Origin of the sequence: Sphingobium sp. R-21 (assembly GCF_049913335.1) — a bacterium.
In the GTDB taxonomy this organism is placed as follows: Bacteria; Pseudomonadota; Alphaproteobacteria; order Sphingomonadales; family Sphingomonadaceae; genus Sphingobium.
This window is the reverse complement of the sequence record NZ_CP184375.1, coordinates 1,439,800-1,456,821: the sequence shown is the minus strand read 5'-3', so window position 1 is coordinate 1,456,821 and position 17,022 is coordinate 1,439,800. Positions and strand designations below refer to the sequence as shown.

Genomic DNA, 17,022 nt, shown 5'->3' with positions numbered 1-17,022 from the left:
GGGTTCCGCAGCCCTCGTGTTTTGGTCGACTATGGTCCACAGCCGGGCGGAATGAAAGAAAAGGACGGGAGTCAGATGGGCGACATCTTGCGCGACATGCCGGTCGAGGGCGTCTGCAGACTGACGCTTAACCGGCCCGATGCCCTCAATTCACTCACCTACACCATGTATGCGGAGCTGATCGACCATCTGGAGGGCGTGCGCTACGACCATGATGTGCGGGTGGTCATTCTGACCGGCGCGGGGCGGGGTTTCTGCGCGGGCCACGACATCAGGGGGGCGGGCAAGCCCGAATGGGTCGCCGAAGGGCTGGGCAAGGCGCAGTTCCAGCAACGCGTCATGGCGAAGCTGGGGCAGATCCCGGTCCTGATGCGCGCCCTGCCGCAACCTGTGATCTGCGCGGTGAACGGGGTCACGGCCGGTGCCGGCTATCCGATCGCGATCGCCGCCGACATGACCATCGCGGCGCGCTCCGCCAAGTTCGTCAATGCCTTCCACAATGCCGGAACCGGGCATGAAATGGGCTTTTCCTACCTGCTTCCGCGCCTCGTCGGCCTTCAACGGGCCGCAGAGCTGATGCTGACCGGCCGTCCCGTCATGGCGGATGAGGCCGAGCGCATCGGCCTCATCCTGCGCTGCGTCGACGATGATGCCCTGATGGAGGAGGCGCTCAAGCTGGCCGAGGCGGTGATGGTCAACAGCCCGATCGGCATTGCCCTCACCAAGAGCTCGCTCCAGTTCAATGTCGATGCGCCTGGGCTGGAAGCCGCCATCGAGATGGAGAACCGCGCCATCTTCATGAGCCAGTCGACGGCCGACTCCGCGGAAAAGCGGACCGCCTTCATCGAAAAGCGCAGGCCCTTGTTCAAGGGACAGTGAGATGAGCCTCATCGATCCCCTGCTCCGCCCCCTCACGCTGCGCGGCCTGACGCTGCCCAACCGCGTGGTGATGGCGCCGATGACCCGTTATCGCTCCCCGTTCGGCGTGCCGACGGAGGAGGTGGCGAGCTATTATGGCCGCCGCGCCGCGACGGGACTGGGTGCGATCCTGACCGAAGGCGTGGCGCTGCCCCATTATGCCGCGGTCGATCATCCCGACATACCGCGCATCGACGGTGTCGAGGTTCTGGCCGGCTGGCGCAGGGTGGTGGAGGCCGTGCATGATGCGGGCGGGCGCATCATCCCCCAGCTCTGGCATCAGGGGCCGATGTGGAATGTCGAATATGCCGGCACCGGAACCGGCAATCCGATGCGGCCGTCGGGACTGTGGGGGCCGCCGGACGGCGTGATCTCCTTCCGCGAGGAAGGACGGGTGGAGAGCCTGTCCCCTGTCCCGCCGATGAGCGAAAGCGATATTGCCGACGTCATCGCCGCATACCGCCAGGCCGCGCGCAATGCGGTGGCGCTGGGCGTCGACGGCATCGCGATCCATGGCGCGCACGGCTATCTGATCGACAGTTTCCTGTGGGACTACACCAACCGGCGCGAAGACCAGTGGGGCGAGCGGGCGGCCTTCGGCGTGGCGGTGGTGAAGGCGATCCGCGCGGAGATCGGAGAGGACATGCCGATCGTCCTGCGCTTCTCCCAGTTCAAGATGCAGGATTATCGCGCCGTGCTTGCGGACACGCCTGACGGCCTTGGTGCGTTGCTTGGGCCGCTGGCGGACGCGGGCGTCGATCTGTTCGATGCCAGCCAGCGTTATTTCGACACGCCGACGTTCGAAGGATCGCCGCTCAACCTCGCGGGCTGGGCCAGGAAGCTGACCGGCAAGGCATCGATGACCGTCGGCGGCGTGGCGCTGGACAAGGCGCGGGGCAAGGCGCAGCATATCGATGCCAGCCAGCAGTCGGTGAACAACCTGCCGCTGCTGATCGAACGGTTCGAAAAGGGCGAGTTCGACCTGGTCGGCGTCGGCCGGGCGCTCCTCAACGATCCCGACTGGTTCGGCAAGGCGAAGCGGGACGAACCCTTCCTGCCGTTCGACCCCGCCAATCTGGAGCGATTGGCATGAATGACCTGGAAGCGCGGATCGACCGGCTGGAATCGCTGGCGGCGATCCAGCAGCTTCCGATACGCTATGCGATCGCGGTGGACAGCCGCGACATGGATGGCTGGGTCAATCTGTTCATTCCCGACGTCCATTGCGGACGGCGCGGCAATGGACGCGATGTCCTGAAGTCGATCATCACGCCGGCGGTCAGGACATTCTATCGCTCGGTTCACCAGATTTGCGGGCACCGGATAGAGTTCGACGATGCCGATCATGCGCATGGCGTGGTCTATTGCCGGGCCGAGCATGAGGATGAGGGCAAATGGGTGGTCATGGCGATCGCCTATTTCGACAGCTATGAACGGCGCGACGGCGAATGGCTTTTCGTCCGCCGCCGGGAAAAGCACTGGTATTCTGCGGACTGGCAGGAGCGGCCGGCGGCGCCCTTCACGGGTTGGGCCGGCCATGACAATCCACCCGATCTTCCGCAGGATTTCGACAGTTGGGCGTCCTTCTGGGCGGATATGGACGGGCAGGAGATCAGCCGCCTGACCGACCAGCCGGCGCATTGACGGGCGGTCAAGCAGGCCGGCCAGGATAGATGGGCCAGGATAGTCAGGCCAAGAGAAACAGGAGAGCGAGGATGGGCGACAGGCGGCGTTTCGAGGGGCGATCGGTTTTCATCACCGGCGCCGGATCGGGCATTGGCGAGGCGACGGCCCATGCCTTTGCAGAGGAAGGCGCGAAGGTCACGATCGCGGAGCTTGACCCGGCCAAGGGTGAGGCGGTGCGCGATGCCATTCGGGCCCAGGGTGGCACGGCGCTTTTCGTCGCCACCGACGCCACGGACGAAGCCTCGGTCAAGGCCGCGATCGCGGCTGCAAACGAGGCGCATGGTCCCATCGTCCACGCCTTCAACAATATCGGCATGTCGCGTCCAGGCAGCATCGAGGAGATGAGCCTGGAGGACTGGAACTGGACGATCAGCATTTCCCTGACCAGCACCTTCCTGGCGATGAAATATGAGATCCCGGTAATGAGGGCCAATGGCGGGGGCACGATCGTCAACACCGCCTCCATGGCCGCGCGTCTCTACACGCCGTCCGCGCCCTGTTCCTATGCCGCGGCGAAGGCGGGCGTCATCCATCTCAGCCATCATGCGAGCTGCGCCTATGCGGACGACAATATCCGGGTGAACAGCGTATTGCCGGGATTGACCGCCACGCCGCAGATCGCATCCATGTTCACGGCGGAGGAGCAGGCCGAGATCGCCGGTGAAAACCAGGTGATCCGCCGCGCCGTTGCGCCGCGCGAGATCGCCAACGCGGTGCTGTTCCTGTCCAGCGACGAGGCCAGCATGATCACCGGCCGCGGGATAGAGGTGTCGGGCGGCCGCAGGCACGGAAGCTGAGCCGGGCCCGCCTGCGCCCTGCGGCTCGCCCAACGGCCGGGACGCGGCCGGTACGCGGTCGCGTGCGGGCCGCATGAAGCGACGATATGGAGAAGGAGAGTGCCCGATGACGAAGCCAACGATCATGACCTGTCGCGACGGGGCCTGCTGGGCAGCGCGCTCTGCATATCCGTCGCCGGCCGGCCGGCCCGTGCATGGGGCGCGACCATGAACGGCGGCGCCGCGACCGCAGCCGCGCTCAGGAACTGGAGCGCCTATGTCGACCTTCTGAAACCGGCCGGCAGGCTCAACGATCTCACGGGTTTTCCGCAGGATGACCAGATCCGCGCCGAACTCTATCGCCAGTTGGTGATGAATATCGCGCAATCCTATATCTGGTATTTCCAGTCCACGCCCGAACATCCCGACTGGATGCCGTTCGAAAACAGTATTTTCCTGCTCCAGCCCAATCCTGACGCTATTTACCATATCGCTCCGGTCAGTGGCGACGGCGTCTACAGGATCAGCGGCTATCGAGGAACCAACAAGGTCATGGGCTTCGCCGTCGGGCGGGGCATGTTCGGAACGCAGGATCCCCGTCCGGGCTTCAACAATTATGATGCCGACGGCCTGACCCTGGGCAAGGACGGCTATTTCGAGGTGATATTCAGCACGGAAAGGCCAAAGGACTGGACCGGCGACTGGCGTTATCTCGATCCCCAGGCCGGCGACATCATGATCCGCCAGTTCGCCTATGACTGGGGCGTCGACGTGGACGCGCGCTTCGCCATAGAACGACTGGACAAGCCGCCGCTCAAACCCCGGCTGACGCGGGAGGAAATTGCCGCACGGCTCGATGCGATCCTGGGCGGATTCGTGGAACGCTTCTCCCGCATCTGCATCGGTTATCAGAACAAGGTCATCCAGGACCTGGGTCTGAACGTCATGGAACTTTCGGGCTTCGAAGATCTGGGCAATAGCGGCGAATGGCCGCAAAAATATTTCCGGTGCATATACGACTATCAGCCGGGCGAAGCGCTTGTCCTCGAAACCGAACTGCCTGAGACCTGCAAATATTGGAACGTGCAGTTGAACGATGAACTCTGGAACCAGATAGAATTCGGCTATCGCCAGAGCAGCCTGAACGCGATGCAGGCCAGGCTCGACAGCGACGGCAAGTTCCGCGCCGTGATCGCACTGGAGGATCCGGGGGTCGCCAACTGGCTGGACAGCGGTGGCCATGGCCGCGGCATGCTGGTGGGCCGCTGGCACGGGGCGGACAGCTATCCGATGCCGACGATCAGGAAGGTGCCGCTGTCCGAACTCGCCAGTCACCTGCCCGGCGACACCCCCCGCGTGACGCCCGCCGAACGGGAAGCCACGTTGCGCAAGCGCAATCTGGGCCTGCAGATGCGCAGACGCTGGTAGGAAATATCCGGCATCCCCACCGCAGGGGATGCCGGATATTTCCGCTGTCGGCAGCGACCGTTCAGCGCGGTTCGTCTTGCGCGGCGGCAACCATGCGCGACCAGTCGTTCAGGCGCCGCCACAATATCTCGCGCGTCGAAGCGAAATTGTGCATGTGCGCCATGCGCGGCACGATGTAGAGCGAGACGTCGCGGGAAGCGGAATAGGCCGCCGGCTCCCGATAGGGCTCCGGGCACGTATCCCGCTCGCCATCGCCCACAAGCACCGGCACCGTGATGCGGGCGGCATCTTCCGCGAAGGCGCCGGGCAGCATCATCTGCACCGCGCAATGCGGGATGGTGAGGCTGCCATAGATCGGCGTGGTCTGCCGGATCGGATATCCGCCCTTCATGTCGTCGTCCAGGATGTCGGCGGGCACGTCTTCCCAGTGGAATGGATAGACATAATCGACGCCCTCATGGTCGTGCTCGATATGGCTTTTGACCTCACCGCTCGCCACCTTGTCGAAACGGCGTATGCCATGTTCGAAAGCGGCCTTGTCGCGCTGCGGCAGGACGGTGTGAATGGCGCTGACGCCAAAGGGCGCGATCGCGTCGAACGTTGCGAAACGGCCCTGCGTCAATATGCTGACGCCACCGCCCATGGACTGCCCCATCCCCACCAGGAAAAGCGACGACAGGCGGGGAAAGCCCTGCGCCGCCGTACCCTCGATCAGGGAAGCCGCAATCTGCTTCACGCAGGAATCATGCGTCGCGGCCATCGTCTGGAAATCGATCTTCGACAGATCGGGCATGCTGCTTTCGCCAACGCCCACATGATCGATCGCGACGTGGATCATGCCGTGGCGGGCCTGCCATTCCGCCTCGTCATAGCCTTCATGACGATCGAAATTCATCATGAAATAGTGGCGCGAATATCCGCCACCCGGACAGGCGAAGATCGCGACCGGCCGGTCCGGCATGGCCGACGGATCGGGCAGGGTCAGCGTCACGGCCATTTCGACCTTGTCCCCCAAATGCGGTGCGGCCGCCGTGACATCGATACGCTTGTCTATTCTCAGCATGGATTCTCTCCCGATATTATCCCGCGGCACAGGATCGGTTGTTCATATGGTCGTGATGGTGTGGCGCCGGTGCGGCTCACCCCATTTCCTGCATCGTGACCCAACGCCTTTCGGCATTGGCCCGCTCGACTGCCTCGACCACGCGGTGCACGGCTGCGGCCTCGGTAAAGCTGGGCGATCCTTCCGTTCCGTGGTGAATGGCATCGACCATATTCCGGAACATCCAGTCCATGGCAGCGAAGGCGCGCGGTTCCGCCGTTGCGCCTTCGACGCCGGGAATGGCGTAGACTGCATCGTCCACCGTCACCTCCTCGCAGGTCCGCTGGCCATAGGTCAGCAGCCGCGCGTCGCCGGCATAGAGCTTGGCCGACGGAAAATTGCCGAAACTGTCGTCGACCAGCAGCAGCCGGCCCCTGTCGCCCCACACTTCCACGCGCCATCCTTCGGTGTCGGGCACGCACCATCCCGCCTGCAGGCTGCCGATCGCGCCATTTTCCATGCGCAGCACCGCGCTGCCCAGGTCGTGCGTTTCCGGGCGCAACACTTCGCCATTGGGCAGGAACCATTCGGGCACGCCGGTCGTCAACATGCCGGTCGCCTCCGCCACTGGGCCGATCAGATGCGTCAGGAACAGCAGCGAATGAGTCGCGAAATTGCGCCAGGCGCTGCCGCCGCTGCTCTTTTCCGCCAGCCAGTAATATGGGTCGGTATGCTCCGAATAGGCGCAATAGGCATAGGGTTTGTCGTTGGCGACGATCAGCGGCAACATGAGCTGCACGTTGAAGCCAAGCGGGCGGCCAATGAAACCTTCATCAATCATGCGCTTCATCTTCTGCGCATGCGGGGACCATCGGAACTGCGCGTCGACGACGCCGACGACCCCGGCCGCCTTTTGCGCGTCGCGCATCGCTTCGGCGTCGGACAGGCTGACCGCGAAGGGCAGGGCGTCATAGACATGCTTGCCGTTCTTCAGCGCGGCCATGACCATGGGAAAGCGGAAGGACGGCCGCGTGCCGACATCGATGATGTGCAGGTCCGGATCGGCCGACATTTCCTCATGGTTCCAATAGGCCTTGGGGATGTCATATTCGCGTGCGGCCCGCTCCGCCGTTTCCTGCCTGGATGTGCAGATGGCGGCGACTTCCACGCCCTCGATCCGGCGCCAGGCCGCGCCATGCACCTTGAGGCTCCAGTTGGCGCTGATGATCCCGACCTTGAGTGTATCCGCCATTGCCCTGCACCTTCATTCCGTTCTAATTGAACCAATCTGTCCAATTAAAATGGGGCCTGCGCAAGCAGGAAGGGGATCAGGAATATGATGATTGCGCGGCACGCCTCCCGTCGACGCGGTCGACCCACGGCCGACGAGGCGCAAGCGCGGGAGCAGGCCATCATGGAGGCTGCCGGGGCGCTGTTCGAGCAGCGTGGTTTTGCCGGCGTGACCATGGCGGAAGTGGCGCGCCGCGCCCGCATCAGCAAGACGACGCTCTATGCCCGCTATGCTGACAAGCCTGCCCTGTTTCGCGCGATCTGCAGCTATGCCTGCCGCGTCCCGGCGCACCGCTTCGCTGCGGTCGCGACAGAGGGGCGCGATCCGATCGACGTGCTCGCCGACTTTGCCGTCGCGATTGCCGAAGCGACTGCCGATCCCGCCGCCGATCGATTCCTCCGCCTCGTGATTTTCGAGGCCGGCCGCTTCCCTGAACTGGCGCGGCAGATCCTGCTGGAAAGCCGCGACGTGGCCGCGCCGCTGGTCCTCTGGCTGGAGGAGCTGGCGCGGGAGGGGCGGCTTGCCAGTCACGACCCGGCCCTGCTCGCGCGGCAATTCGGCGCGCTTGTCACCGGCGGCCATGATGGCCTGCTGCAATGTTCCGAACGGGAGTCGGGGGAACGGATCGCATCGGCGATGGCGTTGCTGACGCCGCTGTTCCGCAATGAAAAAGACCGACAATGAAAAAGACCGGCACGGATAACCGTGCCGGTCTTCTGGCATGTCTGCGCGCCCCTTATCCGCGCCGACACTCCATCTCAGGCGATTTCATGCTGCCTGGCCTGCGCGGTCGCCGGAGCGCCGCGTACACCACGCACCAGGCGGCCCGGAAGCGCGTCGGTCGCCTCGCCGTTGCGATAGGTCACGGCTCCGCTGACGAGGGTCGCGACATAACCCTTGGACTTTTGCGACAGCCGCTTGCCGCCTGCCGGAAGGTCCGCGATCACCTGCGGCCGGTGCAGGATCATGTTGGGCAGGTCCAGGACATTGATGTCCGCCTTGTACCCAACGCTGAGGACGCCGCGATCGCGCAGGCCCACGGAGTTTGCCGGCTGGCTAGTCAGCGCCTTGACCGCGGTGGGCAGGTCCAGCCCATCCCGGCCCAGCCGCCCAGTCAGCAGGTAGGTGGTATAGGCCGCGTCGCAGATCATGCCGTAATGCGCGCCGCCATCGCCCAGGGCGACGATCATATTGTCCTGCCCGATCAGGTCGCGACTCTTGGCCAGATATTCCGGCACGTCCGACGAATAGGAACACAGGATCGCGCGTCCTTCATCCTCCAGCAGCGCATCGTAGATCATCTCGCGCGGGTTGACGCCGCGCCGCGCCGCCTCCGCCTGGATGCTGTCTTCCGCCGCGAAATTATAATCGGCCGGATCGCCGATGCGGAACAGGGCGCTGATCGACTTGATCAGCCCGACGAAAGCGGGGTTGGGATCGTCCGGTTCCTCCGCGATCAGGCGCGCGCGAAGTTCGGGATCGCGCATGCGCGCCACCTTTTCCTCCAGGGGCAGCTTCGCCAGCGGACGGTAGCTGGGATTGAGCGAGAAGGGATGATAGCTGAGGTCCAGCCCATACATCACCCCCATCGGGCGCGGCATGAACTGGCAGCGTATGGCAAGACCGTCCTCCGCCGCCTGGCGCACGCCCGCGACATAGCCGTCCCAATTTTCCGGCCGGGTCGGCATGGCGATCAGGCTGAACGTCACGGGGACGCCCGCCTCCCGCGCGATGGTGCGGAAGATCTTCAGCTCTACCTCGGCATCATTGTCCAGATTGGGATTGCACTGGAAGGTGCCCGCGCCCGCATCCTTCAGACCCTCTGCCAGGGCCAGCACCTCGTCCAGTTCGGTCGTGACGGAGGGCGCGAGCTCGCCGGAACGGAAGCGGTGGAAAAGGTTGCGCGAACTGGCGACGCCCAGCGCGCCGGCCTTTACCGCCTCGCTGACGCAGCGGCGCATCTCGACCAGATCCTCCAGCGTCGGCGGTTCCAGATTGGCGCCCCGCTCGCCCATGACGAACACGCGCAGCGGGCTGTGCGGGATCTGCGTCGCGAAATCGACGTCGGACACGCGCTGTTCCAGCGCATCCAGATATTCGGGGAAGCTGTTCCAGTTGAACGGCACGCCTGCGGCCATGACGACTTCGGGGATGTCCTCGACGCCCTCCATCAGCTTGATCATCAATTGATGGTCGCCATCGCGCACCGGCGCGAATCCCACGCCGCAATTGCCCATCACCACGGTCGTGACGCCGTGATTGGATGAAGGGGCCATGCGGTTTTCCCAGGTGATCTGGCCGTCATAATGAGTGTGAACATCGACGAAGCCCGGCGTCACGGTCAGGCCGCGCGCATCGATTTCCTCGCGCGCCGACGCATCGATCGCGCCGATCTGCGTGATGATGCCATCCTTCACGCCGATATCGGCGACATAAGGCTGGGCTCCGGTGCCGTCCACGATTGTGCCGCCGCGGATCACCACATCGAATTGACTGCTCATGCCTCTCCTTTCAGAATCGCCGCAACGGAGTCGCGGAGATAAATAGTATGTGCTATTTATAGCATCCGCGAAGACAGGACAATGGCTTAATGACGCATGCATGACATTTCCGATCGGTCGACTGAGGTCATTGCGCGCCGCCGCCGCGCGCGGCGCTCCACGGCGGAAATCCGCGCGCTCATCCTCGATGCCGCCCGTGCCGTTTTTGCGGAGCGGGGTTTTTCCGGTGCGACCACGCGCCATATCGCTGCGCGCGCGGAAGTGTCGGAACCGCTGATCTTCAACAATTTCGGCAGCAAGGAGGCGCTGTTCACCGAAGCGGTGATAGAGCCTTTCAATGCCCGTTTCCGGGAATTCCTGGCCTTCAGCGATACCCTGCCGCCTGACCGGGAAGAACGCAGCATGCGTTATGTCCAGGCGCTCTACCCCTTTCTGCGCGACCATGCCGACCTGCTCCTGGCAATGGTCAAGTCCAGGGGGGACGTGGATCTGGCGGCCATTCATGGAATGGATGACTATTTCGCCCGGGCCGTGGCCCGGATCCGTTCGCAATATCAGCAGGCCGGACTGGAATTCGACGTGCCGCCGGAACTGATGGTTCGCTATGGCTTCGGCATGCTGGCAGGTTCGGTGCTGCTCGGCGACTGGTTCTTCCCCGAGGGCGGGCCGGATACGGACGTGGAGGAAGGCGTGCTGGCACGAATGCTTTTCAAGGCCAGCGAACCCAGGAAGGATTAGCTCTCCGTCCATCGATCCATCACATGGCCGAAATTCCATCGCCCGGCTTGGCGGAATGCCGGGCGGCCGCCATGGTCGCGCCCAAAAGGAGGCGCGGATGGCGATTGATTTCAGTGGGCAGGTGGCCGTGGTCACGGGTGCTGGCGGCGCACTCGGTTCGGCCTTCTGCCGGGAACTGGCGCGCCGGGGCGCGGCGGTGGTCGCCAATGATCTGGGCGGCGATCCGACGGGACAGGGCGGTTCCACCGGCTATGCGGACGCGGTCGTCGACGAACTTGCCGGGATGGGCGCCCGCGCGATCGCGAACTACGACACCGTCGCGACGGAGGCCGGGGGCCGGGCCATCATCGATGCCGCGCTGGACGCCTTCGGACGGGTGGACATCGTCATCTCCAACGCCGGGAACCAGCGCAACGGCGCCTTCGGCGCATTGAGCGAGGAGGATCTCGAATCCGTATTGGCGGTCCATCTGAAGGGCGCCTTCAACATATGCCAGCCCGCCTATCGCGCCATGACCCGCCAGGGCTATGGCCGGATCGTTCTGGTGAGTTCGCAATCGGGCGTGTTCGGCAATCCCTATCGCGCCAATTACGGCGCCGCCAAGACCGCGTTGATCGGCCTGATGAACGTCATCGCGCAGGAGGCGCCGGCCGGGATCGCCGTCAATACCCTGTTCCCCAACGCGCAGGGCGGCCGGCTGGGCGGCACGCCGATCGATCAGCGCCCGGACGTCGATTTCCTCAAGGCCGCCGGCGCGCGCACCCGCCATTTCATCGAGGGCATGAAGCCGGAATTCGTCGCCGCCCTGGCCTGTTACATGGCCAGTCGGGACTGCGCCTCCTCCCAGCACATGTATTCGGTGCTGGGCGGCAAATATTCGCGACTGTTCGTCGGCCTGACCCGCGGATGGTACAGCCCCGGCCCGGATGCGCCCGACTGTGACGACATCGCTGCCCATATTGGCCAGATTGACGATCGCGCCGACTATGACGTGCCGTTGAGCGGCCTGGACGAGATGGACACGGTGCTGGCGGCGCGGCGCGCCCTGGGGCTGGATGGGTGATCGCGGTGGACGCCCCCGTGGACAGGGATGACCATGCGCCGACGCGCGAACCGATTTCCAACGTCCTCGACGTGACGCAGTCCGGCCCCGACCGTTTCATCGGATCGGCCGGGGCGAGGAATCATATCGGATCGGTATTTGGCGGTCGCTTGCTCGCCCAGTCCCTGCTTTCGGCGATGAAGACGGTGGAGGCGCTGCCGGCCAGTTCGTTCCACGCCTATTTCCTGGCCGCCGGCCGCACCGACATGCCGATCGACTATCAGGTGACGCGCCTGCGCGACAGCCGTCGTTTCGCCAACCGCCTGATCACCGCCCGTCAGGATGGGCAGACGATTTTCACGATGATGGCCGAATTCCACGCGGCGGAGGATGGCTTCGTCCATCAGGACGCATCGATGCCCCTCGTGCCGCCGCCCGAAGAAGTGGCCTCGATCCAGCATTTCGTCCGCGAACGGGCGGGGGAACTGGCGCGGGCGGTCACCCATAATTTCGCGGCGGCGCTGGTCATAGAGATGCGCCCGATCGCACCGGAAAGCTACTTGCTGGCACGCCCTGCCGAGGCGGCGCGATCCTTCTGGTTCCGGCAGTCGGGGGCCGCCGCCGTCGACGATGCCCGGCTGCAGCAATGCCTGCTCGCCTTCGCCAGCGATTACTGGCTGGGCGGTGCATCGGCCATTCCGCATTTCCTGCCCACCAACAGCGGCGAATTCCTGATCACCAGCATGGATCATTCGATGTGGTTCCACCGCCCCGCCCGTTGCGAGGAGTGGATGTTGCATCAGACGTCCAGCCCCTCGGCCAGCGACGGGCTCGGCCTTTCCAGGGGTCAGATTTTCGACCGCGACGGCCGTCTCGTCGCCTCGACGGCGCAGGAATGCCTGTTGCGCCGATTGCGTGGTTGAGGCGGGCGGCTCACTCCGGCTGGTCGCCCTCCGGGTAGCGGCCCATCATCAGGTAGAACAGGGCCGCCAGGAAGAAACTGCCTGAACAGGCCATCAACGCAATGTCGTAGCCGCCGAAATGATCATAGGCCATGCCGATCAGGCTGGCGCCCATCGCAACGCCCAGCGCAATGCCCAGGGTCGACAGGCTGTAGATGGTGGCATAGCTGCGCAGCCCGAAATAGCGCGCGATCATGAAGGCCACGATATCGATCTCCGCGCCCTGGCCAAGCCCGATCATCAATACCGCGCCATAGAAAAGCGCGGGCGGCACGTCGTGCTGGAGCAGCAGCAGGCAGCCGATGGCAGGCGCGAAGTTGAGGACGAACGCGACTGCCGGAGCCCAGAAACGATCGACCAGAACGCCACTGAGCAAGGCCCCCATGGCTGCCGCTGCCCCCATGACCGACACGGCACCGACCGCGGCCAGGGCATCAAGACCCTTCTCCACCGCCAGAGGCTTCATCTGGGAAAGCAGCGCCACCACCGGCACATAGTTCAGGACGGAGGCCGCGATCAGGATGCGGACCTTCCCATTGGCCAACAGGGACAGGGCGCTGTCCGCGGGCGGAAGCGATCCGCGACCGGACCGCAACTCCATGGCGCGGGAGGGCACCCAGAACCAGATGAGAGGCAGGGCGACCAGAAGGATGAAGGCGGCAAGCAGCAGATAGCCGCCTGCCGTACCGAAGCGCAGCACCACGGGATAGAGCGCCATCGGCATCAATCCCCCCGCGACCGCCAGACCGGACCGGCCAATGGCCAGAGCCGTTCCCCGCGTCCGCTCGAACGCGCCGCTCAGGATGCGGGTGACGGTGATGCCGGTCGTTGCCATGCCGACCAGCGCAAAGCCGAAATGCACCACATAGAAATAGCCGAGCGACCCCCTCATCGAAGCGAGCAGGCCATAGCCGATGGCGGTCATCAGCAGGCCCGCCGACAATATCGGCCTGACCCCGTAACGATCGGTCATCCGGCCGATGACCGGCGCGATGAAGGCGATGATCAGGCCGAAGCTGTGAACGAAGGCTATGTCGCCGCGGGACCAGCCGAATTGCTGTTGCAGGGGCTCCACGAACAGGCTGGATACCGCCGGGTACAGGGAATAGCCCAGCGATCCTGCGAACAATGCCGCAACGCCCGGACGCCAGGCGCGCCCCCATTCCTGCGCGACAAGGCGCAACTGGGATGCTCCGGCGGCGGGGGGCTGGTGCTGGCTCATGCCCCTGTTTCTGCGCGAAAGCGCGTGATGGGAACAGCCGCCCCTCTTTTCTACGCATATGTGTAGGGAACGCATCTTCCGCTTGCCAATGTGGCGGCGGCGGTCGCACCTTCGCGAAGAGGTCGGTCAGGAGAGGGTGATGGTCGAGGAAGATATTGTCGTTGAGCGGCCGGGACAGGATGACGGCATCGTGCTGCTGACGCTCAACCGGCCCGCGCGGATGAACGCCCTGCTTCGCGAGACTGTCGCGCATTTCAACGGATTGCTGGACGAACTGGCGGCCGATCCCACGTGCCGGGCGGTGATCATCACTGGCGCCGGGCGCGGCTTCTGTTCTGGCCAGGACCTTGCCGCATCCAATCAGCGCAACCAGACGGGCGCCAGCGGCGTCATCGAGAAACTGCACTGGCAGCAGCAGTTCGCCGGCATGGGCGGACGCATCCGGGCCATGCCGAAGCTGGTGATCGCGGCCGTCAACGGCCCGGCCGTGGGCGCGGGCATGGCGATCGCGCTCAGCGCCGACGTGCGGATCGCGACCCCTGCCGCGAAATTTCTGGTGGCGGCGGTGCGGATCGGCCTGACCGGCGGCGAAAGCGGCATTTCCTATCTGCTGCCCCGCATGATCGGCGCCGCCCGCGCCTTCGACATCCTGCTGACCGGCCGCGCGATCGAGGCTGGGGAGGCCGAACGCATCGGCCTGGTCCGTTCGCTTTCGGAGCCGCAGTCGCTGATCGACGACAGCATCGCCTATGCGCGCTCCGTCCTTGCCAACAGCCCCTATTCCGTCGCCCATACCAAGGCGTTGATGTGGGCCAATCTGGACGCCGGCAGCTATGACGCCGCGATACAGGCGGAAAACCGCACCCAGATATTGGGCACGATGACAGAGGATTACAGGGAGGCGACCGCCGCCTTCATGGAAAAGCGGCCGCCCCGCTTCTCGGGACGATAGGGCCGGGGGTCCCGGCCGCCGCCTGATGCAGGCGGCCGGGCGCCACGCGCCGTCAGTCGACGATCCGCTTCACCGCCCGGTTGCGGTCCAGCGTGGGGTCGAGATAGCGGCCCACCGCATAGTCGCCCATGATCGTGGTGCGGCGGGCGCTGCGCGGCACGTTCAGCGGCACGCCCTCGGCATGGTGGATCATCCGCCAATTGTCCCACACCAGCATGTCGTTCCGCTGCCAGTCGTGGAAATAGGCATATCGCTCGTCGGTCAGATGAGCCGCCAGTTCGGCCAGCAGTGCATCGCTTTCGGCCCGATCCATGCCCAGAATATACTGCGCCTGCAATGGCGAGATCTTGAGTGCCTTGCGGCCCGTTTCCCTTTGCGTGATGACCATCGGATGGACCACGGGCGGGAAATCATATTTCGCCCCGCTCGATGGCTTGGCGCGCGGCAGGGCGCGCAGGTCCGCGGGCACGCCATATTTGCACTCCAGGAAGTCGGTCACGAAATGATAGACGACTTCCATGCCATCGATCTTCTCCTTCATCTCGGGCGACAGCCGTTCATAGGCCTCGATCGCATCGATGAACCCCGTCCGGCCAAGCTGCGTGGCCGGCTGTTCCATGCGCAGCACGGCGCCGCGCACGATGGTCGGCATGAAGCTCTGGTCCCAGTGCCAGGGAATATAGCCCGCCCGGTCATGGCCGCCGAAATTATAATCGGTCTGGAACCGGGGCTTGTCGTCCGCGGGATCATGTTTCAGCGTCATCATGAACTGGTTGTTGGGATCGTTCATGTCCGCCGTGGCGGCCGGTTCCATATCGCCGAACAGACGGCTCAGGCGCATCTGCGCTTCATCGTCGGCCTTCGGATCGCGGACCAGCAGCAGTCCCGCCTCGATCCATATGTCGCGAATGGCCTCGGCCGTGGCATCGTCCACCGGACGCGAAAGATCGACACCGATGATCTCCGCACCGAAACCGGGGCTGAGCGCGCGGACCTTGATCCCGGCTTTTTCCCGAACCTCGTTTTCCTTCAGCATTATCCTCTCCTCGCATATGCCGCCGGGCCGTGATGGCGGACCAGTGCGATCATGCTAAACCTTATCGGTCGCCTGTATAATCGGGCAATTTACGAAAAAACCATTCAGGATCATTGAACAATGATCTTGGGGGGACTTGGGGCAACTCATCAGAAATCTGATGACATCGTTCCGGGTCCTCCGGCACCGGCGCCTATTGCTTCCTCCATGCTATAAGGGCTGCCAAGGCGGGGTAGCGGACGGCGGCCCTGTGTCGGACGATGTCCCCAGGAAGGAATGGAAAAGGATGAACAGTTTTACCGCGACCCCATGGCCCAAGGACCGTGTGATGCCGGCCAGAAGCTGGGAAAGGCCCGCCGGCATGCGCGTCATTTCCAGCGACGATCATCTGATCGAGGAGCCGGGGCTGTGGGAAAACCGGCTGAAGGGCGCGGACAAGGATCGCGCGCCCAGATATTGGAAGGACGAGACAGGATTCCATCTGGAAGTCGACGGGCAAAATTACGACGTGCCCGGCCTGCCGCCGACCTTCCCCGAAGGACGCGAGGGTTTCTGGGACGTGCAGCAGCGCCTGGTCGACATGGATGCGGAGGGCATTGACGCCGCCATCATCTATCATGGCCGTCTCAACAGCCTGATCCGCATGCCGGACAAGGAATTCTGGTTCCGCTGCGTCGATGTCTGCAACGAATGGGCGGCGGAATGGAAGGAAGCCGCGCCGGACCGGCTGTACCCGGTCGCGCTGCTGCCGACCTTCCTGTGGCCGGAACGGACGAAGGACTATCTCCAGAAACTGAAGCAGCTCGGCTACAAGGCGATCGACATTCCGGTCAGTCCCAAGGGCGTGCGCTACAACAGCAAGGACATGGACCCGTTCTGGGAAGCGATCCAGGACAGCGGCTTCCCCGTGTCCTTCCACATCGGCGCCTATCTGCAATATAGCGGCCGGGGATCGCTGGGCGCGAACCTGAACGCCAATCTGATGCCCTTCACCGGGCTGTTCGGGCAGTTGGTCTTCTCCGGCGTGTTCGACCGTTTCCCCGGCCTGCGCGTGGTCTTCACCGAAGGCGGCGCGAGCTGGGTGCCCGGCACTCTGGAAAATGCCGACAAGGTCGCGCGCGATTATGCGACCGAATTGCGGCCCAAGCTGGCGCAGAAGCCGAGCTGGTACTGGCATAATCACTGTTACACCACCTTCATGGAAGACGATGTCGCGATGGAGAATATCGCGCGCATCGGCGACGGCCGGGTGATGTGGTCGACCGACTATCCGCACCCGGAAGGCGTGATGGGCAGCAGCGACGTGATCATGAAGCGCATTTTCGATACGGTTGGCGAACCCGCCGCGCGCAAGGTACTGGGTGACACAGCAGCCCAGCTCTGGGGCATCTGACAGAAACAGGGGCCCGGTGGCGACGGCGACCGGGC

16 protein-coding genes are annotated in these 17,022 nt (G+C 64.3%); 11 read left to right on the top strand and 5 right to left on the bottom strand.

The features are described 5' to 3' along the window. Positions 1–75 precede the first annotated feature (75 nt). From ACN9MX_RS21115 to ACN9MX_RS21095, 5 genes are all read left to right on the top strand, one after another. A complete protein-coding gene (locus tag ACN9MX_RS21115; RefSeq protein WP_363828972.1) occupies positions 76–879 on the top strand; it encodes an enoyl-CoA hydratase/isomerase family protein in 804 nt (267 codons plus the stop codon). Between the two features lies 1 nt (position 880). Beyond that, positions 881–2,011, top strand: coding sequence for an NADH:flavin oxidoreductase (locus ACN9MX_RS21110; protein ID WP_363828970.1), 1,131 nt, complete (start codon positions 881–883; stop codon positions 2,009–2,011). Continuing rightward, on the top strand, positions 2,008–2,562 hold the full coding sequence (locus tag ACN9MX_RS21105) for a nuclear transport factor 2 family protein (RefSeq protein ID WP_363828968.1): 555 nt from the start codon (positions 2,008–2,010) through the stop codon (positions 2,560–2,562). Before ACN9MX_RS21110 ends, ACN9MX_RS21105 begins: the two co-directional genes overlap by 4 nt. Before the next feature lie 71 nt (positions 2,563–2,633). Further along, on the top strand, positions 2,634–3,401 hold the full coding sequence (locus ACN9MX_RS21100) for an SDR family NAD(P)-dependent oxidoreductase (RefSeq protein WP_363828966.1): 768 nt from the start codon (positions 2,634–2,636) through the stop codon (positions 3,399–3,401). 99 nt (positions 3,402–3,500) lie between these two features. Beyond that, the gene (locus ACN9MX_RS21095; RefSeq protein WP_363828963.1) at positions 3,501–4,808 is read left to right on the top strand and encodes a DUF1214 domain-containing protein; all 1,308 of its coding nucleotides are present in this window, start codon (positions 3,501–3,503) and stop codon (positions 4,806–4,808) included. Between the two features lie 61 nt (positions 4,809–4,869). Here the strand turns inward: ACN9MX_RS21095 and ACN9MX_RS21090 are convergent, their stop codons facing one another. Both ACN9MX_RS21090 and ACN9MX_RS21085 read right to left on the bottom strand, forming a co-directional pair. Beyond that, on the bottom strand, positions 4,870–5,871 hold the full coding sequence (locus ACN9MX_RS21090; RefSeq protein ID WP_363828961.1) for a hypothetical protein: 1,002 nt from the start codon (positions 5,869–5,871) through the stop codon (positions 4,870–4,872). Between the two features lie 76 nt (positions 5,872–5,947). Then, positions 5,948–7,102, bottom strand: coding sequence for a Gfo/Idh/MocA family protein (locus ACN9MX_RS21085; protein ID WP_363828959.1), 1,155 nt, complete (start codon positions 7,100–7,102; stop codon positions 5,948–5,950). Between the two features lie 84 nt (positions 7,103–7,186). Here ACN9MX_RS21085 and ACN9MX_RS21080 point away from each other — a divergent pair, with 84 nt between their 5' ends. After that, the gene (locus ACN9MX_RS21080) at positions 7,187–7,825 is read left to right on the top strand and encodes a TetR/AcrR family transcriptional regulator (RefSeq protein ID WP_363828956.1); all 639 of its coding nucleotides are present in this window, start codon (positions 7,187–7,189) and stop codon (positions 7,823–7,825) included. A 74-nt stretch (positions 7,826–7,899) separates the two neighbouring features. Here the strand turns inward: ACN9MX_RS21080 and ACN9MX_RS21075 are convergent, their stop codons facing one another. Next, on the bottom strand, positions 7,900–9,642 hold the full coding sequence (locus ACN9MX_RS21075; protein ID WP_363828954.1) for an N-acyl-D-amino-acid deacylase family protein: 1,743 nt from the start codon (positions 9,640–9,642) through the stop codon (positions 7,900–7,902). A gap of 96 nt (positions 9,643–9,738) precedes the next feature. Here ACN9MX_RS21075 and ACN9MX_RS21070 point away from each other — a divergent pair, with 96 nt between their 5' ends. The 3 genes from ACN9MX_RS21070 (at position 9,739) to ACN9MX_RS21060 (ending at position 12,345) form a co-directional block, all read left to right on the top strand. After that, complete coding sequence (locus tag ACN9MX_RS21070) at positions 9,739–10,380, top strand: TetR/AcrR family transcriptional regulator (RefSeq protein ID WP_133651334.1); 642 nt, start codon at positions 9,739–9,741, stop codon at positions 10,378–10,380. Between the two features lie 97 nt (positions 10,381–10,477). Then, positions 10,478–11,443 (top strand): SDR family NAD(P)-dependent oxidoreductase, encoded by a 966-nt coding sequence (locus tag ACN9MX_RS21065; protein WP_363828951.1) that lies wholly within the window; start codon positions 10,478–10,480, stop codon positions 11,441–11,443. After that, complete coding sequence (locus ACN9MX_RS21060; RefSeq protein ID WP_363828949.1) at positions 11,440–12,345, top strand: acyl-CoA thioesterase; 906 nt, start codon at positions 11,440–11,442, stop codon at positions 12,343–12,345. The genes ACN9MX_RS21065 and ACN9MX_RS21060 overlap by 4 nt, the downstream gene beginning before the upstream one ends. A 10-nt stretch (positions 12,346–12,355) precedes the next feature. Here ACN9MX_RS21060 and ACN9MX_RS21055 read toward each other — a convergent pair whose 3' ends face one another. Next, positions 12,356–13,606: an MFS transporter gene (locus ACN9MX_RS21055; RefSeq protein ID WP_363828946.1), complete on the bottom strand. Its 1,251-nt coding sequence runs from the start codon at positions 13,604–13,606 to the stop codon at positions 12,356–12,358. A gap of 139 nt (positions 13,607–13,745) precedes the next feature. Here ACN9MX_RS21055 and ACN9MX_RS21050 point away from each other — a divergent pair, with 139 nt between their 5' ends. Further along, a complete protein-coding gene (locus ACN9MX_RS21050; protein ID WP_363828944.1) occupies positions 13,746–14,558 on the top strand; it encodes an enoyl-CoA hydratase/isomerase family protein in 813 nt (270 codons plus the stop codon). A gap of 52 nt (positions 14,559–14,610) precedes the next feature. Here the strand turns inward: ACN9MX_RS21050 and ACN9MX_RS21045 are convergent, their stop codons facing one another. Further along, a complete protein-coding gene (locus tag ACN9MX_RS21045) occupies positions 14,611–15,594 on the bottom strand; it encodes a TauD/TfdA dioxygenase family protein (RefSeq protein ID WP_363828942.1) in 984 nt (327 codons plus the stop codon). Between the two features lie 286 nt (positions 15,595–15,880). Here ACN9MX_RS21045 and ACN9MX_RS21040 point away from each other — a divergent pair, with 286 nt between their 5' ends. Beyond that, positions 15,881–16,987 (top strand): amidohydrolase family protein, encoded by a 1,107-nt coding sequence (locus ACN9MX_RS21040; protein WP_363828940.1) that lies wholly within the window; start codon positions 15,881–15,883, stop codon positions 16,985–16,987. The last annotated feature ends 35 nt before the right edge of the window (positions 16,988–17,022 follow it).